We start from the raw sequence: 22,873 nt of genomic DNA, 5'->3' as shown, positions 1-22,873 counted from the left end.
GCATCATCGATACATCGACGACTGTCAATACGACGTGAGAGGATCGCAGTATGACTGCACAGTTCCCGCTCCTTGCCCCCGCGGGAAGCGAATCGTGCTGCGCTCCGGTGGCCGGGGCGGTGATCTCGCTTGAAGACGCTGAGCGCACCGCTCGAACATTCAAAGCACTCGGCGACCCTACCCGCGTACGCCTGCTGTCCTTGATCGCCGCATCCGCTGACGGGGAGGCGTGCGTCTGCGATCTCACCGAGCCCGTCGGCCTATCGCAGCCGACCGTGTCACACCACATGAAGCAGCTCGTCGACGCCGGTCTCGTTACCCGCGAGCAGCGCGGCCGATGGGCCTACTACCGCGTCATCACCGACGCTCTCGACGCCGCATCCCGCGCCCTCCGCGCATGAGCGACATCGCGGTACGGGCCCTGACCGAGAGGGACTGGCTCGAGGTGGAAACGATCTACCGCGAAGGCATCGCCGCCGGAAACGCGACGTTCGAAAGCGAGCCCCCATCCTGGGCCGGCTTCGACCAAGGAAAGCTCCAGGTTGGCCGACTCGTCGCCACCGATCCCGCCGGCTCAGTCCTCGGCTGGGTTGCCGCATCCCGCGTCTCTGCACGCGAGGTCTACCGCGGAGTCGTAGAACACTCCGTCTATGTTGCCGATCGAGCCCACGGGCGCGGCGTCGGCACGGCACTTCTCACCTCCTTCCTGCGCGCAGCTGACGCCGCTGACATCTGGACGGTGCAAGCAAGCATCTTCCCCGAGAACACCGCCAGCCTGGCCCTTCACGAGCGTGCCGGCTTCCGCCGCATCGGCCACCGCGAACGCATCGCGTACATGACCTACGGCCCCTGGGCTGGCAACTGGCGCGACACGATACTCATCGAGCGCCGCCGCCCCTGAGGCACGTCAAAACCCCCTGCCGAAACCGTTTGTCCCGAAACCGGGTTTCGATACGGCCCTGAGTTTCGGCGGGCTTCCGCGGCGCACGAATCGACCGTCCCAGAAACGATCGTTTTCGGTGGTAGCCCGGGCACGACATCAACAGCGAAGTCGAGGATGATTGAGTCGTGGAGATTGAGCTGCTTTATATCGCCGGTTGCCCCAGCTGGGTTGAGGCTGGCCGTCGTGTTTCTGAGGCGCTACGAGAAACAGGCCACGACGAATCGGAGGTTCACTACCGACTCATCCGGACGGAGGAGGACGCGGGCGCAGTCTCGTTCGCGGGCTCCCCCACGATCACCCTGGATGGCAACGATCTCTTTCCGGGGTCGGGGCGAAGCAATGACCTCGCCTGCCGTATTTACAGCACCCCTGCTGGGCTGGCCGGGATGCCAACGGTTGAACAGATTCGAGAGGCGCTCTCCGCTCATGGCGACTGACGAGGACGTTGCGTGCACGTGCTGCGGGCGACATCTGCCACGCAAGAAGCTGCACGCACTCGGAGACGATCGCGCTTTCATCTGTCGACGATGCGGCTGGTGGGTGGCTCTGCGCCTACATCGCGACCGCCCGCCTGCCTAAGCGTGAACTCACTCAACGGCTGCCCACGGCGATCGCGCCGATGTAGAGGGCGAGTTGATGGGTGTCCCACCACCGCACAACGGATCTCACTCGGTGCTCTCATCCCCGGCGCGGATCATGAAAACTGCTCCGGTGATCGCTGCGGCGAAGATTACGATGTCGGCGATGTTGCCGATGAACCAGTTTCCGTAGGCGAGGAAGTCCACGACGTGACCACGGGCGAATCCGGGGTCCCGGAAAAGGCGGTCGCCTGCGTGTGAGGCGGAAGCGCCGCCGAGCGCGCCGATGACGATCGCCCATCTCACGCGTTGCACTCGGAACGCGAACACGATCGCTGTGACCGTGGCGGCGACAGCGAGCAGCGCGAACACCCAGGTGAAGCCTTCCCCGAAGGAGAATGCCGCTCCGGGGTTATAGGCGAGCTGCAAACCCAGCAGGTCACCGATCAGCGGGATGCGCTCACGGTCGGTGAGGGTCGCTTCGGCCCACACCTTGGTTCCCTGATCGATCAGCACGACGACCACGGCGATCAAGAGCGCTCCACCAGTGAGCTGCCGCCGCCGGGTCGACGACAGCTTGCGTGCAGCGGGCGGATGAGCCTCTGACTGGGAGGAGGTCATGCGAGCACCTCGATCAGACGGACGATGACCCCAGATTCGATCAGGATGAACAGGCCCAGGCCGATGAACACGGCCGGTACGAGCCAGTGCTCGACGCGCTCCAGCCCCTCGGTAACAGCCTTGTTGGTGCCGATCAGCCGGCCGGCCGCGCACCAGACCGCGACGAGGATCAGGAATACGACGATCATGATCGCGACGTCGCTGGGGGCGCTGGTGCGGAAGATCGGCGTGTAGAGGGAGATGTTGTCGGCCCCGTTGGCGATCGTGATCCCTGCGACGCCCCATAGTCCGACCGCGGTGATCTTGGAGTCGTCATCATCGTCATCGCTGTTACGGCGCAGGCCGCGAATGAGCGTCCAGATGCCGATGCCGAGCGGGATCAGACCCAGGAAACCGACCCATTCGTCCGGAACGATGGTGAGACCGAGAGCGGCGATCACGCTGATCACGACGAGGGTGATGAACCCGAGATACTGGCCCGCGACGATCTGCCACGGCCGGGGCTTCCCTCGACTGGAAGCCAGGAACAGCACGGTGAGCACGACAATGTCGTCGATGTTGGTTGCCGCGAACAGGCCGATCGCTGAACCGATAGTTGCGAGCATCAGCTTTCCAGTCGTGGCGTGCGGGTGCGTGCGGCGCGCAGACCGTTGAGGATCACGATGACCTCCGCGACCTCGTGGACCAGGACGACGGCCGCGAGCCCCAGGACGCCGAAGAGCGCGAGCGGGAGCAGTGCAGTGATGATCAGCAGCGACAGGATGATGTTCTGGTTGATGATCCGTCGACCGCGGCGGGCGTGATCGAACGCTCGCGGGATGAGGCGCAGATCATGGCCGGTGAAGGCCACGTCGGCGGATTCGATTGCCGCGTCGGAGCCGGTGGCGCCCATCGCGATACCGATGTCTGCGCCAGCGAGGGCCGGTGCGTCGTTGATTCCGTCGCCGATCATCGCGACCGGCCCCGCCTTTGACAGCTCGCCGATCGCGGTTGCCTTATCCTCGGGACGCAGTTCCGCGCGCACGTTGCTGATCCCGGCCTGCGCGGCCAGTGCACGAGCGGTGCGGGCGTTGTCTCCGGTGAGCATCGTCACGCCGACGCCTTGGTTGGTGAGCGTCCGGACTACCTCGGGGACTTCAGGGCGCAGTTCGTCGCGGACGCCGATCGCGGCGACGGGGGTTCCGTCGCGGTGGACGATCACGACGGTCATGCCCTGCTCCTCCAACTCCGCGACCTGCTTCCCGAGGTCGCCCGCGTCCAGCCAGCGAGGACTGCCGACGGTGATTCTCGATCCGCCGACAGTGCCGTCGATGCCGTGCCCGGCCTGCTCGGTCACATCTGCAGCTGCCGGTGTGCCCGGGGCCGCGGCGGTGATCGCAGAGGCAAGGGGATGCGTGCTGTGCTGCTCCAGTGCGGCCGCCCAGGCCAGCGCCTGTGTCTCGGTCACGCCGTTCGCAGTGAGCACCGCGGTGACCGCAGGTTCGTTGCGGGTGAGGGTGCCGGTCTTGTCGACCGCGACGTGGCGGACCGTGCCGAAGCGCTCGAAGACGGCGCCGGACTTGATGATCACGCCGAACTTGCTTGCTGCGCCGATCGCGGCGACGACCGTCAGCGGCACCGAGATCGCCAGCGCACACGGAGAAGCGGCGACCAGCACGACAAGCGCGCGGGTGATCCACACCTCTGGATCGCCCAGCAGCGACCCGATGATCGCGACGAGCGCTGCGAGGATCAGAACGCCGGGTACGAGCGGGCGGGCGATCCTGTCCGCGAGACGTGCACGCTCGCCCTTCTCGGTCTGCGCCTTCTCGACCAGCTCCACGATCGTGGTGAGCGAGTTGTCGGTGCCCGCAGCGGTCGTTTCGACCTCCAGCGCGCCGGCGCTGTTGATCGCACCAGCCGACACCGCATCGCCGGGCTCGACCTCGACGGGGATCGACTCCCCGGTGATCGCCGAGGTGTCCAGGCTGGAGCGGCCAGAACGGACGATCCCGTCGGTTGCGATCCGCTCGCCGGGACGGACCACCATGACCTGGCCGACCGTCAGCTCTCTCGCGGGCACCTGCGCAGAGACGCCGTTCTGCAGCACGGTCGCTGTCTCCGGCACGAGCTTCAGCAGCGCCCTCAGCCCGCCCCGGGCACGGTCCATCGCCTTGTCCTCGAGCGCCTCAGCAATCGAGTACAAGAACGCCAGAGCCGCAGCCTCCTCCACGTAGCCGAGGATGACCGCGCCGATCGCGCTGATCGTCATCAGCAGCCCGATACCGAGCTTGCCCTTGAACAGTTTCCGGATCGCGCCGGGCGTGAACGTCGACGCACCGAGGAGCAGACCGGCCCAGAACAACACCAGCGCCGGGATCTCGAGGCCGGACCATTCAAGGATCAGACCGGCCAGGAATGCGACACCGGAGAAGACCGGCACCATGATCCCACGGTCCCTCCACCAGGGCCGCACAACCTCTTCGGTCTCATCCTCCGCCGCAGTGGCAGGCTGGGCAGGCTCGTGCTCGCAGCCACACGCCGCGCTCACGCGTCCGCCCCCGTCCCACAGCAGCCAGCCACCGTGCACGCAGAGTCCACGCACGGCGCGTGCTCATCGACCGCCAGCGTCACGTCCACGAGCGCGACGAGCGCAGCCGTAAGATGCGGGTCGGCGATCTCGTAACGAGTCTGGCGACCCTCCGGCTCGGCAACGACAATCCCGCAGTCACGCAGGCAGGTGAGATGGTTCGACACGTTCGAACGCGTCAGCTCCAGCTCACGAGAGAGCACAGCCGGGTAGCTCGGTCCACCGAGCAGAGACATTAGGATTCGGGAACGCGTGGGATCGGCCATGGCCCGGCCGAGCCGGTTCATGACATCGAGGCGTGAGGAAATAGTCAGCACACACTGAACTATACAGTGATTGATGACCTATTGGAACGGCTTCACCCCAGGCGACATCTCTGGGGCCTGGGTGTAAGTACATCCGGCTCACACCCCACCGAATACGCCTACCGAAACCCGCTTACGGCGCACGTTTCTGGCATTCGATCTGGTGTGCCTTCACTCACCGCGCCGCAAACGATCGTTATCGGTGCGACCGCAGCAGAAGGCTGCTCAGATGGATGAAATGAGGTCCGCGCAAGCCTTCGCCCCTCGTCTGGCGATGTCCACTCGCCGTGCGCAGGAAGCAGTTGCCTCCTTGTGTGGTCCGCAGATGTCGCCACACGACGAGATCGCGGACAGGCACCGCCGCGCCGCATTCCGTACCGCGGCCAGCTCGACGGTGGCCTGGCCGAGCGTCACCGCAACTTCCCGGCAGGCGTCGGCGGCCTGAATGACCGTAGAGTCCCACGCGCACAGGTCAGGCGATACACCCTCGGACTGCGCGTCGCGTGTATCAAGCTCTCGCGCCAGCTCAAGGTACACAGCAATATGGGCTGCCCTCTCCGGAACGGTCATCCGGCCATCGAAGGCACGCAGTTTCAACGCATGCTCCAGGGCAGATGTTCGCTCTTCGCCAGGTGCTGCCTCCGAGCGGCGGACGGTTGTGCCCGCGGGCGGTCCGGGCGTGGGGTGGTTCAAACTGCGACCCCTCGTGCTCGGAGGAAGGGGGCAGGGTCAACCCGGACGCCGCCGACGTATACCTCGAAGTGGAGGTGGCAGCCGCTGGAGGCGCCGGTGCTGCCGATGTACGCAATAACTTGACCGGCGCGCACTCGTTGCCCGTAGTTGACGTTGTAGCCACCGTTCATGATGTGCGCGTACCCAGTGACCGTGCCGTCTGCGTGCTGGATCTTGATGTAGTTGCCCCATGCGCCGCTGTATCCAGCAAAGATGACGGTGCCGGGGTAGGCGGCGTAGATCGGGGATCCGCAGCTGCTCGCGAAGTCAATCCCCCGGTGGCCGGCGCGGGTGCAGTAGCCGTTACGGCAGATGCTGCCGCGGGTTCCGAACCACGAGCTGATCCATCCGTGCGCCGGTCGAACCCACCCGGAGGACTGGACCTTCCCCCCGCCGCCCCCGCTACTGGAGCTTTCGCCTCCGGCTCCGACGTTGTTTGGGGCTTGTCGGCGCCGTTCTTCCTCGCGGCGGCGTCGTTCTTCTTCGCGAGCGCGGGCAGCCGCTGCTTCCCGCGCTCGGCGGATGCGCGCCTCGCGCTCCCTGCGTCGAACTTCCACACCGGCCTGGTACTGGCTGATTGTGCGGGATGTTGTGTCTTGAAGGGCTGCGAGTTGAGCGTCGAGCACGTCACGGTACTCGTTCTGACTAGCTAGCGCGGCCAGGGCTGCCTGCGCCGCTGCTTGCGCCGTCTGCATCTTTTGTTCGGCTTCCGCCTCCCGGCGGTTACGTTCGTCGCGAGCTACCTGAGCTTGATCGCTGAGGTGGCGTGCGCTGTCGCGGGCGCCAGCAGCGTCGGCGTAGACCTCCCGGTTCGCGTCGACGAGACGGTCCATCGTCCCCAACCGGGACAGCAGATCCTCTGCGGAACCGGCGGAGCCGGAAAAGAACAGGTCCAGGGTCGGATCGGTGTTCCCTGAGCGGTATTGCTCAGCCGCGAGGGCACCAAGCTTGGCCGCGGCAGCGTCGGCCCGGGCCGACTCGGCGTCGGCCTGTTGCTGGAGGGACTCGGCGCGCGCGACGGCGTCCTCGTAGGCCTCCAGAGCGAGGACATGTTCTTGGCCGAGCCGGTCGGCTTCGGCTTGCTTCGTGTCCACGTCCTGCTCGAGTGATCGGATCAGCCCTTGAATTCGGGTGACTTCGGCGCCCTTCGCGGCCTCGTTGTTCCGAGCCTTTTCGACGTCATCCCAGGTGGGGTATTCCGCGGCGAATGCTGACGGAGCGAGGCTGGCTCCGGTCGCGGCGAGGAAGACCCCGATCGCGCCGGCGCTGAGCGCGCGCCTCCGAGTGATTCCCCCACGTAGCGTGCGGGCCTCTTCCGCAGTGGGACCGCAACCGCATGGGACGTCGTCAGTGACGCTCTGGATGTCCGTCATGGTCGGTCAGTTCGGTGAAGTCAACTGCTTGGAGACGGGTAGCGCGGTGAGCCCCGATTCCCCGGCGATAAGGATGTCGCCAGTGTCGGTAATCGCAACGGCCTGCGGGGTGGCTGGGGCAACGCCCACTTGCTCCCACGCCTGTGATCCTGCCTGCGCGACCCAGAGGGTGTTGCCGCTGCCAATCCCGACAATGCGTTGCCGGTCGGGGGACGTGTTGAGAAGTGCGATGAGTGGGGCACCGTCCCACGGGACGAAGCGGCCCCCGCCGTCGAGGCTCACCTGTAGTCCGTCGGGAGTGGATGCGATGAGGCGTTCATCTGCGTCGACGGTCAGGTTGAACGCCGGCAGGGCGCTGCCGGTGGGTGCCCATGTCTGGCCCTGGTCGGTGCTGGTGAGGATATCGGGGTTGTCGGTCGTGATGCCGTACAGGGTGCCGCTAGGGCCGGCGGCGAGGACGTGGAAGTCCTTCTCGCCGGTGTAGGCGACGGGTTGCCAGGACTGCGCGGTGTCGGTGCTGCGGATGATGCCCAGGTGCGGGGCGCCGAGTTCGGGAGGAGTGTCGGGCCCGGGGTGACCGGAGGCGATCAGGGTGCCGTCGATCGAGGTCAGACCCATCGCATCGAACACGGGGCCGGCGACCGGGTCACCGAGCTGGCCGTCCTCGGTGGCGGTGTAGATGCCTTCGTGGGTGCCGATGAGGAACCCGTTTCCGTCCGGGGCAGGCACGATGCTGTGCACGTGGGTGGTGGCTACAGGCTGTGGTGATGTCACTTCCGGTTCGGATGAGGCGCATCCGGCGAGGGTGAGAGCTCCGACCGCAATCGCGGTGACGGCGGCGAGGGAACGGCAACGGGTGAGCGTGCGGGATGAGGGCAGGGCGGAGTGAAGAGGGAGGTGTGTCATGGTGTTGGCCTTGCGCAGCGGGAATCGAGGAGTGGGACGGCGCGGGCGCCGTCCCACTCCTGCCGGTCACAGGCTGGCGAGGATGTCCTCCATCGCAGCGATCTCGGCGGTCTGGTCGTCGACGATCTTCTGCGCGAGGGCGGTCGCGTTCGGGTTCTGCCCGTTGTTGACTTCTTCCTGAGCCATCTCGATTGCACCGTTGTGGTGCTCGATCATCTGCTCCAGGAACAGCTTGGCCGCCTCGGTGCCGGTCGCCGCGTCGAGGGCTTGCATGTCCTCTTCGCTCATCATCCCTCCGCCGTGATCCATGCCATCCATGTCCGTGCCGGAGGTGTCGGCGCCCCACTCCTGCAGCCAGCCGTTGAGCGTGTCGATTTCGGGCTGCTGGGCGGCTTTGATGCCATCGGCGAGGTCAACAACCCGTGGGTCGATGTCGTCCTTGCTCAGCAACACGTCGGACATCTCGATGGCCTGCTGGTGGTGCGGGATCATCATCGTCGCGAACATGATGTCCGCGTCGTTCGCGTTCGCAGATGCGTCAGCGGTAGGGGCGGCGCTGCTGCTGGAGCCGCCGTGGTCCATCCCAGACATGCCACCCCCGGCGTTCCCGGTGTCGGAGCACCCGGCGAGGATAAGGGCGGTGGTCAGGGCGAGCGCGGCAGTCGCCGCAGTACGGATCTTCATGAGGTTCTCCAAAAGTCGTCAATGAGGTTCCTGCCCAGTGGGCAGGGGGAGCCGTGCCTACGCGGGGGCAGGCAGCGGCATCCTCAGGTGCGACTGATGCAGAGAACGATCAATGAGGGTGGAGGCACCGGTGCGAGGCAACCCGGCCACGACGAGACGGTCAGGGGTCCGCGTTCGGGGTCGGTGGTCCGCCAGGTTCCGGTGATGCGGGCGAGGATCAGCACGGTCACGAGCAGGCCGAGCACGCACGCCAACCACATCATGGTGTCGTGCCCACCGGCACAGTCATCGCACTCCCCCGCCGCCGGTTCCCCGACCGGAGTGGCGTCCTGAGCGTGGTGCGAGGCGGCAGGGGCAGTCGTAACGGTGTCGAGGTGACCGGTGCTGGTGGCGTGGCTGTTCAGGGAGTGCATCGCAAGCAGCCCCGCGACGATCCCTACAGTGATCGCGATCATCACGAGGAAGGTGCGGGTGAGCGTGCGCGTGCGTCCCATGGCATCCGCGAGCGTGATTAGCGACATGCTCCCCTCCTTCCTTCCCTACCGTCCAACGTAGTCCGCCTCTTTGTTGGCGGCTGCTACAGGCGGCTGACCGTGTCGGGGGTGAGGTCCAGTCGGCGTAGAAGCTGCGCGTTCAGCGCGACAACGATCGTCGACAGAGACATCAGGATCGCCCCGATCGACATCGGCAGCACGAACCCGATCGGCGCGAGGATGCCCGCGGCAAGCGGCACGGACAGCAGGTTGTATCCCGCCGCCCACCACAAGTTCTGCTTCATCTTCCGGTAGCTCGCTCGTGACAGCTCAATCACCGACAGCACCGAACGGGGGTCGTCGCTGGCGAGGATGACCCCCGCCGACGCGATCGCGACATCGGTGCCCGCGCCGATGGCGATACCGACGTCGGCTTGGGCGAGAGCGGGCGCATCGTTCACACCGTCGCCGACCATCGCGACCTTCCGGCCCTCGTCCTGCAGCTCCTTCACCTTCGACGCCTTGTCCTCCGGCCGCACCCCGGCGAAGTACCGGTCAATGCCCAGGTCCGCGGCAACAGACGCAGCAACCGCGTCCGCGTCGCCGGTGATCATCACTACCTGCACGTCCTGGTCGTGGAGCGCCGTCACTGCGGCGCGAGACTCGGCGCGGATCTCGTCTGCAAGACGCAGCGCACCGGCGACCTTCCCATCGAGGAGGACGTGAAGGATGATCGCGCCCTCCCTGCGCCACTCGTCCGCGACGGGCAGCTCTACAGCGTGCTCCTGCTCGAGCATGTACGGGCCACCGACGTGTACGGTGCGACCATCCACGCGGGCGCGGACGCCCACGGCAGGAGAGGACTCGAAGTCGGTGGCGGCGGGGACGGTGAGCTGCTTGTCTTTCGCGGCGTTCACGATCGCGCGGGCCAGAGGGTGCTCCGAGTCGGACTCCGCACCGGCAGCCAGAGCCAGCAGCTCATCCTCGGATGCGTCGCCGGACGGTTCGATAGCCGTGACCGCGGGGGCGCCCTTGGTGAGGGTGCCGGTCTTATCGAACAAGACCGTGTTCACGGTGCGCATGCTCTCCAACGCGAGACGGTCCTTCACGAGCACACCACCGCGGGCAGCGCGCTCGGTCGCGATCGACACGACCAGCGGGATTGCGAGGCCCAACGCGTGCGGACACGCGATCACCAGAACGGTGATCGTGCGGACCACCGCATCATCGGGCAACCCCACGAGCGTCCACACGATCGCGGTGATCACCGCGGCTCCCAGCGCGAACCAGAACAGCCACGCCGCGGCACGATCCGCGAGCCGCTGCGCCCGCGACGATGAGCTCTGCGCGTCGGTGACCAGCTTCTGGATCCCCGCGAGAGCGGTGTCGTCCCCGACGGCGGTGATCTGCACCCGAACCCCGGAGTCGGTGGCGACGGTGCCGGCGACGACCTGGTCGCCCTCACTACGCCGCACCGGGCGGGACTCGCCGGTGATCATCGACTCGTCCATGCTGGCTGAGCCCTGCACAATCCGCCCATCTGCGGGCACCCGCCCGCCGGGACGCACCACCACGACGTCGTCGACGACCAGGTCAGACGGTGCGACGGTGACAACCTCATCACCCTGCACCTTCTCGGCCTCATCGGGCAGAAGGGCGGCGAGGGAATCGAGTGCGGAGGTTGTCTGGGCCAGAGAGCGCATCTCGATCCAGTGACCGAGCAGCATGATCACGATCAGCAGCGCGAGCTCCCACCAGAAATCGAGCTCATGGTGCAGCAGCCCGAGGCTGGCACCCCAGGATGCGAGGAACGCGACGGTAATCGCCAACGCGATCAGCAGCATCATCCCGGGCTTACGGGCGCGGAGTTCACTGACCGCGCCCGTCAGGAACGGGGCGCCACCCCACACGTACATCACCGTGCCCAGCACCGGGGAAACCCATCCCACCCAGGCCGCATCTGGCAGTGGGTAGCCGATGAGCATCGCGAACATCATTGAGAAGCCCGCGACCGGCACCGCCAGGATCAGCATGATCCAAAACAGTCGGCGGAACTGCCCCACGTGATCCCCGTGCCCAGCGTGACCGTCATGGTCCGCGTGCCCGTGTGCGGACTTCCCCGCGGCGGGTGCCTGCTCGTGATGAGCGTGCCCGGTGTGCCCATGCTCGGCCGTGGCGGTGTGCCCGTCGTGGTCGGTGTGGCCTCCGTGGGAGGCGTGATTGTGGTGATCGTGCTGGCTCATGAGAGCTCCCCTCGAAAGAACCGGCGGGTCAGGCGGGCGTGCTTACGACGGTGTAACCGACCTCTTCGATAGCTGCCTTCACCATCTCGGAATCGACCGGAGTTGCACTGTGGATCGTGACGCGCGACGCGCCGCCCGCAACCAGATCCACCGAGACACTGTCCACACTCTCGACGGCCGACAGTTCCTCCGTGACGCTCGACACGCAGTGAGAACACGTCATCCCCGACACCAACACGTCCTGCGCGATCGCGCTGCTCGCGGCGACCGCGGGCTCAGCGCTCGAAGCTGTCGAACAGCACGCGCACCCTGAGTTCTTATCCGTCAGGCCCAGCTCAATACGGTCCACCATCTGAATCTCCCCTCAACACGGCCCCTGTTCGGGCGGCCGACTGGATGCCGATACCAGAGATACCATACCCCCCTGGGGTATGGTCGTCCAGGCTCCAACATGCTTCCGCGGAGCCAACCGAAAACGCCCGCCGAAACCAGGATTCGGACTACGTTTCCGGTGCACACCTAGTGCGCCTCGGCGCGATAGACCCGAAAACGTTCGTATTTGTTACGTCTGCCGCGCTCGCGCGGCGAGCCGGAGTGCTTGCACGGAACGGAGGTGTTGTTCCGATCGGTGGCGGCCGTTGGCGGGAGACGGATGTGGTGCTGCGATGACCGGAAGGAGTCGGGGGTGCTCGTCCAGGGTGAAGTGTCGCATGACGCCGTCGAGGGCAACGGCCCCGTACGTGACGATCGCAGTGAGAGCGGGGAGGGCCGCGAGCAGTGTGGCGAGGGCATGCCGCCCCTCGTCGATGTCCTCGAGTCGCACGCGGTCGGGCAGTTCCCATGGGACAAGGTTCCAGCGGACGTACTCGCCGCGTGCGAGTCCGGACTCGATACGGGCTGCTCGGAACGCGGCCGCGGTCGGGCCCGGGTTGTCCTCGCTGCAGATCGCTGCGTGCGCTGCGGCGATGGTCTGGGGGCCAGGCGACTGCATCAGGACCAGGACACGGCTGAATCTGCCGCCGGATCGTGGGTCGAAGCTCGGGACGAACCGTCGGCTGCCGTCGGGCGCGGTCCGCCACGTCTCCGCGAGACCGTTCAGCGATCGAACGTCAGCGAGTTCCTCGGGGGTACTCATGCCGGCTGTGGCGGTGCCAGCAGGGTGCCACGGATGACGGATCCGTGAAAGGTGCGAAGGGCAACGGTGATCCATGCGGCGACGAGGCCGGCGTAGTAGATGACGGCGAGGACGGCAACGACGGTCAGGCCTGAGTGCAGGGCGAGCCCGTTCAGGCCGGTGACGCAGGTCCCGACGGGGAACGTGAAGGACCACCAAGTCAGGCTGAACGGCAAGTGTTCGCGGGCAGTGCGGATGGTGATCGCGAGGGCGATGACGGTCCACAGCAGCGCGAAGCCGAGCATCGCGAACCCGTACACCAGCGCCACGACCAGCAGGGCATGCGCGGTACTCGCATCGACAACGGTGGGGGCGTTCGATGCGAGGAGGTTCACCGCGGTGATCGACTGTCCGACCGGCCCGAGGACGATCCACAGAGTCGGGACCATGCCGGCGGCCCCGACCTTGTGCTGCGCGAGACGGTTCCAGATCAGCGTGATCACGACCAGCGACGTGATGAGGCTGAGGCCGAAGAAGCCGTAGCAGGACCACAGCAGCGTCTCCCGCGCCTGCCCGGCGGGGGCGTACGGCAGCAGGAGCGCACCGGTGGAGGCGGACACCATCGGCGGGACGATCGGCATCAGCCAGCCGCCGAACGCGGAGTCGGGCTTGTTCTCGTGGCGGGTGAACGCCAGGTACGGCACGAGCACTGCCGTGAGCAGTCCTCCGATGGTGCCGATGGTCCACAGGACCCAGTCGATGGTGACGGCGGCGGGCAGGCCGACCCAGTCCTTGCCGAGCAGGAGTGTCCCGGCGCCGACGGTGAGGAACGCCATCGGTGGTGCGCCGTAGAAGTGCGAGATCACCGGGTTGAGCTGGTGCCCGGCTGCAGTGCTCCGGTAGCGGATCCAGTGCAGCACCGTCGCGGTCGTGAGGGCGACGAGGAGCACCGCGGCGATCGCCCACACGACCGTCGCCGCGAGGCGCAGCCCGGGGAACTGCAGCGGCAGTGACGCAGCTGCGACAGCGACGATCCCCGTGCCCATGATCGACGCGAACCAGTTCGGTGTGAGATTCGACACGATCAGGCCTGGCCGCTCCAGGTCACGGAACAACGCCGTCTGCGGCCGTTGGGGCAGCTGGCTACCGTTCGCGGGTGCAGGGTCCGTGCGGAGCGTTGTCATGGGCCAAGCCTGCGCGAATCCTGCCTCTGGCGGTACCCGGAACCTCTTGGCAGGGCACAATCAATGATTGTGGCACTACGGCGACTCACGGACCGAACCCTCGACCTCGACACACTCGACGTGCTCGCACGCGTCGCCGAGACCGGCTCCCTCTCCGCTGCCGCTGGAGCGCTCGACGTCACGCAACAGGCAGTGTCTGCTCGGATCCGGGTCGCCGAGCGCATGGTCGGTCACTTGTTGGTGCACCGCTCGACCACGGGGTCGGTGCTGACCGAGACCGGCAGGCTCGTCGTCGGGCTGGCCGGACCGGTCCTCGACGCGTCTCGCCACCTCGAAGCAGGAGTGGCTGCGCTGCGGACTCCCACGGGTTCGCTCGTCGTCGCAGCGTCACAGACGATCGCGGAGCTGCTGCTGCCGGGCTGGCTGCTCGAATTCCGCCGCCGCGAACCCGACGTGCGGGTGCGCCTGATCGCGGGCAACTCCGCCGCGGTGACGGACCTCGTGCAGTCGGGTGGCGCGAACCTCGGGTTCACGGAGACCCCGGTGACGGCGGCAGGTGTGTCCGCGCAGGTGATCGCGGACGATGAGCTCGCGGTCGTCGTTGCGCCGGAACATCCCTGGGCTCGGTCGACCGGGATCACTGCGGAGGTCCTGGCGGCGACGGCTCTGCTCCTGCGGGAAGAAGGTTCCGGAACTCGCGCGACCCTCGCCGCATGGCTCAGGGAGGCCGGTTTGAGCATGTCGGTTCCGGCCGCGGTGCTGGAGACCACGAGCATCATCCGGGCGAACGCGCAGGCTGGAATTGCACCGGCGGTGATGAGCCTTCGCACGGTCGCCGCCGACATCAACGACGGGTCGCTGGTGCGGGTCCCGCTCGCTGGGCCGCCACTTGCCCGGCCGTTGCGGGCGATCTGGTCGGGAGAGCCTCAGCCAGCTGGTTCTGCTTTCCTGCGCGTCGCCCACGAGGTGACCGGTCGGGGTCAGCGCAGCCCGTAGGGCAGCTCCGGATTGTTCTCCGCGATCTCGGTGAGCCGGTTGTACTTGGCGACGCGTTCTCCGCGGGCGGGTGCGCCGGACTTGATCTGTCCGGTTCCGGTGCCGACGACGAGGTCCGCGATGAACGTGTCGGTGGTCTCGCCGGACCGGTGCGACACCATGCTCCGCATCCCGAGCGAGCGTGCGACGCCGATCGCGTCGAGGGTCTGGGAGACGGTGCCGATCTGGTTCGGCTTGATGAGCGCCGCGTTCGAGAGCCCGTCCTTCCCACCGTCGCGGATGCGCTGCGGATCGGTGACGTAGAGATCATCGCCGACGATCTGGAGCATGTCGCCGAGCGCGAACGACATCGCCTTCCAGCCGCCGTGGTCATCTTCGGAGAAGCCGTCTTCGATGCTCCGGATCGGATACCGGCTGATGAGGTCGCGGTAGTAGTCGACCATGCCTGCGCGGTCGAGCCGGCGGTCCACGACCCGGTATCTACCGTCACCGAGCGCGAACTCGTTCGCCGCCGGGTCGAGTGCGATCGCGACGGTGTCCACGCCGGGCTCGTAACCGGCGGCACTGATCGCGGCGACGAGGAGGTCGAGGGCCTCCTCGGGCGCGGCGATCGACGGGGCGAAGCCGCCTTCGTCCCCGAGACCGAGACTGCCGAACCGTTCCCGGACCAGTGCCGCCAGCGCGTGGTAGACGTCCGATCCGATCCGAACCGCGTCGGTCATGGTCTCGGCGTTCACCGGGGCGATCATGAACTCCTGGAAGTCGAGCGCGTTCGCTGCGTGCGCTCCGCCGTTGAGCACGTTGAAGTGCGGGACGGGCAGGCGGGGCGTGCTGCCGGTGACGTCTGCGATCCAACGCCAGAGCGGCAGCTCCGCTGCGGCGGCGAGAGCGCGTGCCATCGCGATCGAGGTCGCGACGACACTGTTCGCGCCGAGCCGGCGGTGGTTCGGGGTGCCGTCGAGGGCAGCGAGGGCGGCGTCGGCCTGCCCGATCGAGGTCCACGACTGGCCGGTGATCATCGGTGCGACGTCCGTCGTGATGAGGTGCAGTGCCTGGCTCACGTCGCGGCCGCCGTAGCTGCTGCCGCCGTCGCGAAGCTCGACAGCCTCATGCGCGCCAGTGGATGCGCCTGCGGGGGCGTCACCGGTGACGACGGTGCCGTCCTCGAGCTCGAGACGCACCTGGATCGTCGGGTAGCCGCGGGAGTCGAGGATCCGGGAGCCGTGCAGGCTGCTGATGGTGACGGGGCGGCTGGTGTGGGTCACGTACTCGCCCTGATGGTGGGTGGTGTGGTGGACGTTGCTGATGTAGTCGTTCACGGCGGTTGTCGCCTTTCGGGTTGGTCGTGCGGGTGTGGGCCGCGGGGAGGCGGAGGGACGACCTCCTGGCGATCACTGGGCGCCAGTTGCCTCCCCACGGCGGTTCAGGGCGCGCACTGGATGGTGTCGGGTGCGCGGGTGCCGGTCAGGGGTGCGGGGTGAACCGTTCCTGTGCGGCGCGGATGATGGCTTCGGCGTCGACACGGTTCGCCCACCCGTTGGTGGTGACGTGCTTGCCGTGCTCGATCTCCTTGTAGTGGGCGAAGAAGTGCTCGATCTCCGCCAGGACCGGCTCGGCGACGTCGGAGATGTCCTGGACGTGGTCGAAGCGGACGTCTCCGGCGGGGACGGTGAGGATCTTGTCATCGCCGCCGTTCTCGTCGACCATGCGGAGCATCCCGACCGGGCGGACGTCGATGACGACGCCGGGGAACGTGGGCCGGGGCAGCAGCACGAGCGCGTCGAGGGGGTCGCCGTCATCGCCGAGAGTGTCGTCGATCGAGCCGTAGTCCTGCGGGAACACCATGCTGGTGAACACCGCCCGGTCCAGGCGGATCCGTCCGGTGGCGTGGTCGACCTCGTACTTGTTGCCGCTGCCGCGGGGGATCTCGATCGTGATGTCGAAGTGCATGAGCTGTTCGTCTCCCAGTCGGATGGTCAAGTGAGGGTGCCGAGGGTGACGCCCCCGGCGGCTGCGGCGACGGAGACGACGAGCATTCCGAGCCCGTTCACGGCAGCCGCGGTGGTGCGGCCAGTGCGTGCGAGGCGGACGGTCTCGAAGCTGGCGGTGCTGAACGTGGTGTAGCCACCCATGAGCCCTGTTCCGAGCACCGCGACGGGGGTGGCGCCGAGGTGACCGGCGGCGCCGGTGATCAAGCCCAGCAGGAACGAGCCGGTGATGTTGATCGTCAGCGTCCCGACCGGGAGCCGGAACTGCCGACCCCGGTTGATCGCACCATCCACGAAGAACCGTGCGGCCGCGCCGACACCGCCAGCGACCGCGACGCTGAGGAAGGCCAGGGCGCTCATGATGTGGCCCCGTTCGGTCGGACCAAACCCGCGATCGCGAGGCCGCTACCGGTGGCGATCGCGCCGGCGAGGACCGTCAGGAGCGCGTACCCGGTGCCGGCCAACCCGCGGCCAGCGAGGAACAACACCGCGGTGCTGGTCGCGAGGGTGCTGTAGGTGGTGAACCCGCCGAGGACACCGGTTCCCAGAAGCAGGCGCAGTGTCCGGCGGCGACCCTCGTCAGGTCCGCGATGCGCGAGGTGTTCCAGCAGCACACCCAGTAGGAGCGCGCCGGCGATGTTGATCCAGAAGATCGCCCAGGACACCTCCTGCTGAGCGGGGAACGCGGTGCTGAGTCCGTCGCGTGCGGCGGTACCGATGGCGCCGCCGAGTGCGACGACACCGAGGTACCGCCACCGCAGATGCACTGGCCGGTCGATACGTTCCGGGTCGTTGGCGTCGATGTCTGGGTCGGGCGGGAGCTGCCCATCGGGCAGGTGCGTGTCCGTTCGGGAGGTCATGTTCCACCTTCCGCAGCGACCGCTGCCGCTGCTGCTCGTGCTGCCGGATGCAGGTACTCCCCACCCCGCGGACAGAACCCACCGTCGCCGTCGAACCGGTAGATCAGGGGTTCGCCCGTGGGGAGGTTCAGGTCCGCGAGCTCACCGTCAGTTAGGCCGTCCATGCAGGCACACAGTGCCCGCAGTGAGTTGCCGTGCGCGACGACGAGCACTGTCTGCCCGTCGCGGAGTGCCGGGGTGATGCTGTGCGACAGGACGGGTTGGACCCGGCGGATGACGTCGGAGAGTGTTTCGGTTCGACGAAGTGCCGCCCACGGCAGTCCACGAAGCGCCGGCGTCCGCCGGAGCGCCAGCCACGCGCGGATCGACATGCGTGGTGGCGTCCCGTGCGGGTCCGACGAACAGCGAAGAACTGCTCCGCCCCCAACGCCGCTTGCGCATTCTGCTTGGACATGCCGGTGAGGGCGCCGTAGTTCCGCTCGTTCAACCGCCACGTCGACTCGATCGGCGCATCACGTCCGAGGACGTCGGTGACGAGCTCCGCCGTGTGGAGCGCCCGCTCGAGCGTCGACGTGAGCACGAGGTCCGGTCGGATGCCGGCATGCAGAAGTAGCAACCCAGCCCGATTCGCTTCGGCGCTGCCCTGTTCGGTCAGCGCGACGTCTCGCAAGCCGGTGAAGGTACCGGCAGCGTTCGCAGTGCTCTGTCCGTGGCGGAGCAGAACAAGCTGGCCGGTCACGGGGTGTCCCACGGCAGTGGGGCATCGAACCCGACCGGATCAACGGGCACTACGAGCACTGAACGGTGCTGCTGATGGGTCAGCCGTACCGCGACCGACCCCGTGAAGAACTCCGCGATTCGACCCGCTCCCGTCCTGGCCCCGACGACCAGCATCGCCGCGTCGCGGTCTTCGGCCACCTGCGACAGTGCCCGGCTCGGATCCCCGACACCCGGGACGAACGTGACGTCGACGCCGTAGGTCGTTGCGGCAGCACGTACTGCCGCCTTGTCACTGTCCGACAAGCCCTGCGGTGTCGTGTCAGCGGTGTCAGGGTCGATCGGTTCCACCATCACCGACCCGTCCGAGCGCGTACCGGCATCGAAGAGCGATGCATCCACGCTGACGCACACCAGCGTCGTACCGAAGCGCCGCGCGATAGACGACGCAACCTCGATGACCCCCGGAGCGAGGCCGGGCAGGACGCCGACGACGACCGGTCCGGAACCGATTGGTGCTGTCATGACACTCCCTACCTCAGGCGCGCAGAAGCGCGACCAGCTGAGATAGGGACTGTTGTCGACAACTGTCGAGGTTGGGTCCGGCAAGCCCCACTACCGGGTCCGAAGACACCACCATTATGCACCCGAACCCCAAGTCACGCGGGCCGTCTCGCGCACCCGCGACGTCCCGACACCGAAGGAAGCGATTCCGACGACACGGAGCGAAGCTGCCCACAGCAAGCACCCCAGCAGCCTCCACGAGACGCAGCCGAAAATGATCGTTTTCGGCGGGGCCAGTAGCCGTTGCGATCAATCCCACTGAAGAGACTTGAGGAGCCGCGGGGGCAACGTCTGGCACAGAATGGGGGACGTGTCAGAGACGTTGTGGTTCTCACTGCTACCTGAGTCGGTTGACGCCTATGCACGCCACTGGGTCGCCTTCCAGTCCGGCTCAGTCGACTTCGATGACGAGATGGACGAGCCGCTGGACGCGGTCATTGACGGCGGGTTGGCGAACTCCGATCCGCATCGCGCGCTCGACGTCGTGATTCGAATCCTCGACCTGATTCGCGACGACCTGAGTGGAGGTCTTGGCCAGCACACCGGCATCCTCGCTGCGGGACTGACCGAGGACATCATCCGCTGCCATGGAGAACTTGTGATCGAACGGATCGAGGCGATCGCTCACGCACGTCGGGATTTCGCTGATGTTCTCGGAGGTGTCTGGACGGTCACCAGCGACGATGTCTGGCGCCGTATCCGGGCGGTCGCGACTCCCGTCGAGACCCGTCCCGACTCTGGTCAGCGACCACGATTGCGCAGTCACCGACGACAGCTGAGGGCGACACCGCTCCATCGGCGCCGCTAACCAGATAGCTTCCGGGTTGGGGCTCTTCCCTCGTCCATGGCGCACCGGAAACGTCCGCCAGAACTCAGTTCCGGCCAACCTTTCTGGGAGCCCATCCTTCCCCTCCGCGCGTAGCGGGCCGCAACGATCGTTTTCGGCGTATGCCAGCGACCATGACTCAGGGGCCAACTAAGCGGACCTGCTCAGACAGGGACTCCCGTGCCCTTCGCGTACACCGTTTCACCAGTACCAAGCCGAACGAAGGCGCGGAGCTGAGACGCGGTCAGATCTGACGCATGGGTCTGGATTGCGAGCCGCACGTGGTCTTGCGGCCAAAACAGATTGATACTGGTCCCCGGCTGCAGCATGTGCGGGAGGTTGTCGCTGAACGGCGAAAACTCAGTTTGCACCAGAGTGCCGCGCTTCTTCGGCATCTCTAGCCCCCAGCCGGTGATCGCAACGGGCGTGGCCCCGATGTTGGCGGGCGAGACACAGACTTGCCAATCCGCGTCGCCAAAAGGCGGAATCGGGAGTGCGGCTGTCACCGTGACGCGCACGTTGTGTGCTCCTCGGCGCCGAGTGCGAATCTGCCACCAGAGGCTCACGATGCCAGTGATTGCTCCGACGATCGCGATAGCGAGACCGGTGAGGCCGACTATGAAAGCGGGAAGCGCGAAGGGGTCCGTCACGACAGAAAGGCTAGCGACAGGGTGCGACACGCCCTCCGACGAACCGAATCGAATCCGTTCGCCTAAACCTCGCTCGGTCGGATTGAGCGGTCGCGCTGCATGCCAGGCTGGTCGAATGACTGACGATTCCGCCACCGAATGGATGATCGAGCACCTCAAGAACCACCGTGAGGTTCTAGACCAGCAGGGGTGGGAGCACTACGGCGCGAAGGTGGAAGGCCTCGAAGTGACTCGGCGCATCGTGGAGAGAGTTCTCCCTGGGGAGTCGTTCGACATTGATCCTCTGAACAACGACGCCTGGGAGTACTTCACAACCACGGCGATATCGAGGGCTCTGGGTGTTCTAGAGAACAGACGCCAAATCCTGGCCTACCTCGGCCCCTCTGGGCCGACGATGCCGGTGGACAATCTTCACCCCGTGGTGTGGACCAACGCCGCGGAGCTATGGAAGATCGAGCAGTATCGCGCCGCGGTTGCTCGCGCGGCAACGTTCTTGAATGCTCACATCCAGGACAAGTCGACCCGAACGGACCTGTCGGATAAGGGCCTCATGACACAGGTCTTTTCACCGGACCCGGCGACGGACGACAAACCTCGATTGCGCTGGAACGGTCAGGGCAATCACCAGACAAGCACCTCGATGGCCAGCGGCCTTTTGAACTTCTCGCAGGGTGTCTCGTTGGCCATCCGAAACCCTGCGACCCACGAAACCGCCGAGATGCCCCGACAAGTGGCAGTCGAACAATTGGCAGCAATGAGCATGCTCGCGCGATGGGTCGACGAATGCCGACTAGATCGAGGCGTTTGATTCCGCAACGGATCGCCGTCTCACGCGTCGCGTTCTTGAGAGTCCTGGACGCCGGTTGCAGCTAGCCTCGCGACATGTCGGAAACCGTCTGGGTTGCTCTATTGACGGGAGCGTTCACGCTCGCATCCGGCATCGTCGGTGTGGTTCTGACACATCGCTACTCGCGGGCTCAGGCCGACGCTGCTCGCCGCGAGGATCGACGTCGCGATGCTCGCGGCCTGCTGGCTGCGTTCGTCGAGGCTGGCACTCAATGGGCTCAGATGAACAGCGCGGTAGTCCCGGCCTACTACAAAGCTGCAGGCGGCGATGACGCCTTCTGGCTTGAGTGGCCGAATACCGACAGCGGTAAAGCCATCCGTGAGCACGCTCTCACTGTCGCGAGAGCTGCAGGCGAATTGCGTCTCATCGTTGGCGACGACACCCTGCTGGAACGGATAGCCGCGGCTCAGGAATCTATGGCCGGCAGCGACGCGATGGTGGCGCTCCTCGATGAAGGGAAACGCACCCGCGGCGGCATGTGGGAGGGCGATGTGATGAAGGATGCCCTCACGTACCACCGGAATGTCGAGCAGTCGTTCCGAAAGGTGGAACAGCGCGCTGCTGAGCTCCTGCGAGGCGAACTCTGAAACGGAGTCGGGCTACTTTCCCCGCCTTGGTCTTGTCCTCTACCGCCGCTTCGGGCGCGGCCCACGCTTCGGGTTGCTGGAACCTCTTGGCGACTCGGTAGATGTTCCTTCGCACCCTCCTGTGGGTGAGGAGGTCGTTGTAACTCTCGACCGTGTAAGTCAGCACACCGCGTTCGACCAGCTCGGCCCGCCCTCGCTTGCGACTAGATCGGGAGATGCCAAACCGGTCATCGAAGAAGCTGCCTGCGATGAAGAACTCAGGATCGTCGGTGGTGGTCAGAGCGAGTGCACACAGGTACATGGCGACACCCGCTCCCGACAGCTCGCCGGCGAGGTTGCGCGTCCAGAACGTCCGCGGAATGGGAAAGTACTGCTCGAGCCCATAAGGGGCTACGTACGGGTTGGGCGCCCCATCCGCGGTCTCGGGCTTCGACTCGTTGCAGAGAGAGATTTCGAGCCGCGGCCGGCGCTGCGGAGCTGAATGAACCCGCGATCCGCAAGGTCATGCAGGGCGTCCCGGATCGCGCGTGCGCCGGCTTCCTGGGGGTCGTCTCTGCCGAGCAGTTCTGCCCAATAAGGGGCCACGCGGCTCGTCGTGTACGGGGCCCTGGCGGTGACCCAAATTAAGGACATCAGGAGAGAAAGCCGTAGCCCACCGCCCTTGCCGCCAGCGTGTCCGGTCGTGCGCAGCAGGGGCCGGAGGCCGACTACGAGATCCCCGGCATCCGCGGCGGATGACTGCCGGCCGAGCGCCGCACCGCATCTCATCGCATCCGGTTCGCTACAGCTCGGCGCGCGCGAGAACATCCGCGACCGAGAGTTCGAACACCCCGCATAGCTTCGCGAGAGTCGCCACGCGAGGATTCGACGGCGCTGCATCCTCGCCCGCCTCAGCGCGCCCCGCCTCGATCAGCTGGATCTGGTTCTTCGTGACGCCTGCTCGATCCGACAGCGTCTGCTGAGTTAGCCCCATCGCCAGGCGGCGCTCACGGAGAACTCTTCCGAGGCGCGTCGCGGCATCGGAGTCCCAGGCCATCAAAGCTCCTCAGACTGCGCACCGGAGGATGCGGCGGCAGGTTGACTATCCCGGAAGACCGGGATTACGCTCCGGTG

The 22,873-nt window shown here is 66.5% G+C and carries 29 protein-coding genes and 1 pseudogene; 7 read left to right on the top strand and 23 right to left on the bottom strand.

Annotated features, from left to right (window positions below):
• Positions 1-50: 50 nt before the first annotated feature.
• The 3 genes from MO1_RS06000 (at position 51) to MO1_RS05990 (ending at position 1,380) form a co-directional block, all read left to right on the top strand.
• Positions 51-401: an ArsR/SmtB family transcription factor gene (locus MO1_RS06000; RefSeq protein ID WP_228495856.1), complete on the top strand. Its 351-nt coding sequence runs from the start codon at positions 51-53 to the stop codon at positions 399-401.
• Positions 398-901 carry a GNAT family N-acetyltransferase gene (locus tag MO1_RS05995; RefSeq protein ID WP_060915506.1) on the top strand — a complete coding sequence of 168 codons (504 nt, stop codon included), beginning with the start codon at positions 398-400 and terminating at the stop codon, positions 899-901. The genes MO1_RS06000 and MO1_RS05995 overlap by 4 nt, the downstream gene beginning before the upstream one ends.
• Before the next feature lie 167 nt (positions 902-1,068).
• Positions 1,069-1,380: a hypothetical protein gene (locus MO1_RS05990; RefSeq protein WP_029153956.1), complete on the top strand. Its 312-nt coding sequence runs from the start codon at positions 1,069-1,071 to the stop codon at positions 1,378-1,380.
• Positions 1,381-1,608: 228 nt separating this feature from the next.
• On the opposite strand, the gene MO1_RS05985 is transcribed toward MO1_RS05990, so the two are convergent.
• The 13 genes from MO1_RS05985 to MO1_RS05925 all read right to left on the bottom strand — a co-directional run bounded on the left by MO1_RS05985 (position 1,609) and on the right by MO1_RS05925 (position 13,725).
• Complete coding sequence (locus MO1_RS05985; RefSeq protein WP_029264099.1) at positions 1,609-2,142, bottom strand: signal peptidase II; 534 nt, start codon at positions 2,140-2,142, stop codon at positions 1,609-1,611.
• Positions 2,139-2,747 carry a cadmium resistance transporter gene (locus tag MO1_RS05980; protein ID WP_036275918.1) on the bottom strand — a complete coding sequence of 203 codons (609 nt, stop codon included), beginning with the start codon at positions 2,745-2,747 and terminating at the stop codon, positions 2,139-2,141. Before MO1_RS05980 ends, MO1_RS05985 begins: the two co-directional genes overlap by 4 nt.
• Positions 2,747-4,672, bottom strand: a complete 1,926-nt coding sequence (locus MO1_RS05975) for a heavy metal translocating P-type ATPase (protein ID WP_197491836.1) — start codon at positions 4,670-4,672, stop codon at positions 2,747-2,749. The genes MO1_RS05980 and MO1_RS05975 overlap by 1 nt, the downstream gene beginning before the upstream one ends.
• Positions 4,669-5,028: a Cd(II)/Pb(II)-sensing metalloregulatory transcriptional regulator CmtR gene (gene cmtR / locus MO1_RS05970; RefSeq protein WP_036275916.1), complete on the bottom strand. Its 360-nt coding sequence runs from the start codon at positions 5,026-5,028 to the stop codon at positions 4,669-4,671. The genes MO1_RS05975 and cmtR overlap by 4 nt, the downstream gene beginning before the upstream one ends.
• Before the next feature lie 213 nt (positions 5,029-5,241).
• Positions 5,242-5,586 (bottom strand): hypothetical protein, encoded by a 345-nt coding sequence (locus tag MO1_RS14600; protein WP_157526368.1) that lies wholly within the window; start codon positions 5,584-5,586, stop codon positions 5,242-5,244.
• 119 nt (positions 5,587-5,705) lie between these two features.
• Positions 5,706-7,121 carry a M23 family metallopeptidase gene (locus MO1_RS05960; RefSeq protein ID WP_060915504.1) on the bottom strand — a complete coding sequence of 472 codons (1,416 nt, stop codon included), beginning with the start codon at positions 7,119-7,121 and terminating at the stop codon, positions 5,706-5,708.
• A 6-nt stretch (positions 7,122-7,127) separates the two neighbouring features.
• Positions 7,128-7,862: a sialidase family protein gene (locus MO1_RS05955; protein WP_231872790.1), complete on the bottom strand. Its 735-nt coding sequence runs from the start codon at positions 7,860-7,862 to the stop codon at positions 7,128-7,130.
• Positions 7,863-8,093: 231 nt separating this feature from the next.
• The gene (locus MO1_RS05950) at positions 8,094-8,711 is read right to left on the bottom strand and encodes a DUF305 domain-containing protein (RefSeq protein ID WP_060915503.1); all 618 of its coding nucleotides are present in this window, start codon (positions 8,709-8,711) and stop codon (positions 8,094-8,096) included.
• An 83-nt stretch (positions 8,712-8,794) separates the two neighbouring features.
• Complete coding sequence (locus tag MO1_RS05945) at positions 8,795-9,232, bottom strand: DUF6153 family protein (RefSeq protein ID WP_060915502.1); 438 nt, start codon at positions 9,230-9,232, stop codon at positions 8,795-8,797.
• Positions 9,233-9,288: 56 nt separating this feature from the next.
• Entirely contained in the window at positions 9,289-11,427 is a 2,139-nt protein-coding gene (locus MO1_RS05940) for a heavy metal translocating P-type ATPase (RefSeq protein ID WP_082724378.1), read from the bottom strand.
• Between the two features lie 28 nt (positions 11,428-11,455).
• Entirely contained in the window at positions 11,456-11,779 is a 324-nt protein-coding gene (locus MO1_RS05935) for a heavy-metal-associated domain-containing protein (protein ID WP_060915500.1), read from the bottom strand.
• Positions 11,780-11,989: 210 nt separating this feature from the next.
• The gene (locus tag MO1_RS05930) at positions 11,990-12,562 is read right to left on the bottom strand and encodes a uracil-DNA glycosylase family protein (RefSeq protein ID WP_055960816.1); all 573 of its coding nucleotides are present in this window, start codon (positions 12,560-12,562) and stop codon (positions 11,990-11,992) included.
• The gene (locus tag MO1_RS05925) at positions 12,559-13,725 is read right to left on the bottom strand and encodes a TDT family transporter (RefSeq protein ID WP_060915499.1); all 1,167 of its coding nucleotides are present in this window, start codon (positions 13,723-13,725) and stop codon (positions 12,559-12,561) included. The genes MO1_RS05930 and MO1_RS05925 overlap by 4 nt, the downstream gene beginning before the upstream one ends.
• Positions 13,726-13,794: 69 nt before the next feature.
• On the opposite strand from MO1_RS05925, the gene MO1_RS05920 reads away from it, so the two are divergent.
• Complete coding sequence (locus tag MO1_RS05920) at positions 13,795-14,721, top strand: LysR family transcriptional regulator (RefSeq protein WP_060915498.1); 927 nt, start codon at positions 13,795-13,797, stop codon at positions 14,719-14,721.
• On the opposite strand, the gene eno is transcribed toward MO1_RS05920, so the two are convergent.
• From eno to MO1_RS14595, 8 genes and pseudogenes are all read right to left on the bottom strand, one after another.
• The gene (gene eno, locus MO1_RS05915) at positions 14,706-16,040 is read right to left on the bottom strand and encodes a phosphopyruvate hydratase (protein ID WP_082724377.1); all 1,335 of its coding nucleotides are present in this window, start codon (positions 16,038-16,040) and stop codon (positions 14,706-14,708) included. The genes MO1_RS05920 and eno overlap by 16 nt on opposite strands.
• Positions 16,041-16,185: 145 nt before the next feature.
• Positions 16,186-16,671 (bottom strand): inorganic diphosphatase, encoded by a 486-nt coding sequence (locus tag MO1_RS05910; RefSeq protein ID WP_055960822.1) that lies wholly within the window; start codon positions 16,669-16,671, stop codon positions 16,186-16,188.
• A 26-nt stretch (positions 16,672-16,697) separates the two neighbouring features.
• On the bottom strand, positions 16,698-17,069 hold the full coding sequence (locus tag MO1_RS05905; RefSeq protein ID WP_055960823.1) for a fluoride efflux transporter FluC: 372 nt from the start codon (positions 17,067-17,069) through the stop codon (positions 16,698-16,700).
• On the bottom strand, positions 17,066-17,476 hold the full coding sequence (locus MO1_RS05900; protein ID WP_055962328.1) for a CrcB family protein: 411 nt from the start codon (positions 17,474-17,476) through the stop codon (positions 17,066-17,068). Before MO1_RS05900 ends, MO1_RS05905 begins: the two co-directional genes overlap by 4 nt.
• Positions 17,477-17,565: 89 nt before the next feature.
• The gene (locus tag MO1_RS14985; RefSeq protein ID WP_255209233.1) at positions 17,566-17,940 is read right to left on the bottom strand and encodes a 2,3-bisphosphoglycerate-dependent phosphoglycerate mutase; all 375 of its coding nucleotides are present in this window, start codon (positions 17,938-17,940) and stop codon (positions 17,566-17,568) included.
• 80 nt (positions 17,941-18,020) lie between these two features.
• A pseudogene (locus MO1_RS14980) lies at positions 18,021-18,308 on the bottom strand (2,3-bisphosphoglycerate-dependent phosphoglycerate mutase); the annotation flags it as partial.
• On the bottom strand, positions 18,305-18,811 hold the full coding sequence (locus tag MO1_RS05890) for a universal stress protein (RefSeq protein ID WP_060915497.1): 507 nt from the start codon (positions 18,809-18,811) through the stop codon (positions 18,305-18,307). The pseudogene MO1_RS14980 and the gene MO1_RS05890, both read right to left, overlap by 4 nt.
• 430 nt (positions 18,812-19,241) lie before the next feature.
• On the bottom strand, positions 19,242-19,478 hold the full coding sequence (locus tag MO1_RS14595; RefSeq protein ID WP_157526366.1) for a hypothetical protein: 237 nt from the start codon (positions 19,476-19,478) through the stop codon (positions 19,242-19,244).
• Here MO1_RS14595 and MO1_RS14975 point away from each other — a divergent pair.
• Positions 19,368-19,658 (top strand): DUF6869 domain-containing protein, encoded by a 291-nt coding sequence (locus MO1_RS14975; RefSeq protein WP_370670638.1) that lies wholly within the window; start codon positions 19,368-19,370, stop codon positions 19,656-19,658. The genes MO1_RS14595 and MO1_RS14975 overlap by 111 nt on opposite strands.
• Positions 19,659-19,840: 182 nt before the next feature.
• Here MO1_RS14975 and MO1_RS14730 read toward each other — a convergent pair whose 3' ends face one another.
• Positions 19,841-20,326, bottom strand: coding sequence for a hypothetical protein (locus tag MO1_RS14730; protein WP_060915495.1), 486 nt, complete (start codon positions 20,324-20,326; stop codon positions 19,841-19,843).
• Positions 20,327-20,441: 115 nt separating this feature from the next.
• Here MO1_RS14730 and MO1_RS14725 point away from each other — a divergent pair, with 115 nt between their 5' ends.
• Both MO1_RS14725 and MO1_RS05870 read left to right on the top strand, forming a co-directional pair.
• Positions 20,442-21,134 (top strand): TIGR02391 family protein, encoded by a 693-nt coding sequence (locus MO1_RS14725; RefSeq protein WP_060915494.1) that lies wholly within the window; start codon positions 20,442-20,444, stop codon positions 21,132-21,134.
• A gap of 74 nt (positions 21,135-21,208) precedes the next feature.
• Positions 21,209-21,760: a hypothetical protein gene (locus MO1_RS05870; RefSeq protein ID WP_157526364.1), complete on the top strand. Its 552-nt coding sequence runs from the start codon at positions 21,209-21,211 to the stop codon at positions 21,758-21,760.
• A 781-nt stretch (positions 21,761-22,541) separates the two neighbouring features.
• Here MO1_RS05870 and MO1_RS05865 read toward each other — a convergent pair.
• On the bottom strand, positions 22,542-22,796 hold the full coding sequence (locus MO1_RS05865; protein WP_060915492.1) for a helix-turn-helix domain-containing protein: 255 nt from the start codon (positions 22,794-22,796) through the stop codon (positions 22,542-22,544).
• Positions 22,797-22,873: the final 77 nt, after the last annotated feature.

Origin of the sequence: Microbacterium oleivorans NBRC 103075, assembly GCF_001552475.1 — a bacterium.
Taxonomy (GTDB): Bacteria; Actinomycetota; Actinomycetes; order Actinomycetales; family Microbacteriaceae; genus Microbacterium; species Microbacterium oleivorans.
This window is presented reverse-complemented; position numbering and strand designations above follow the sequence as displayed.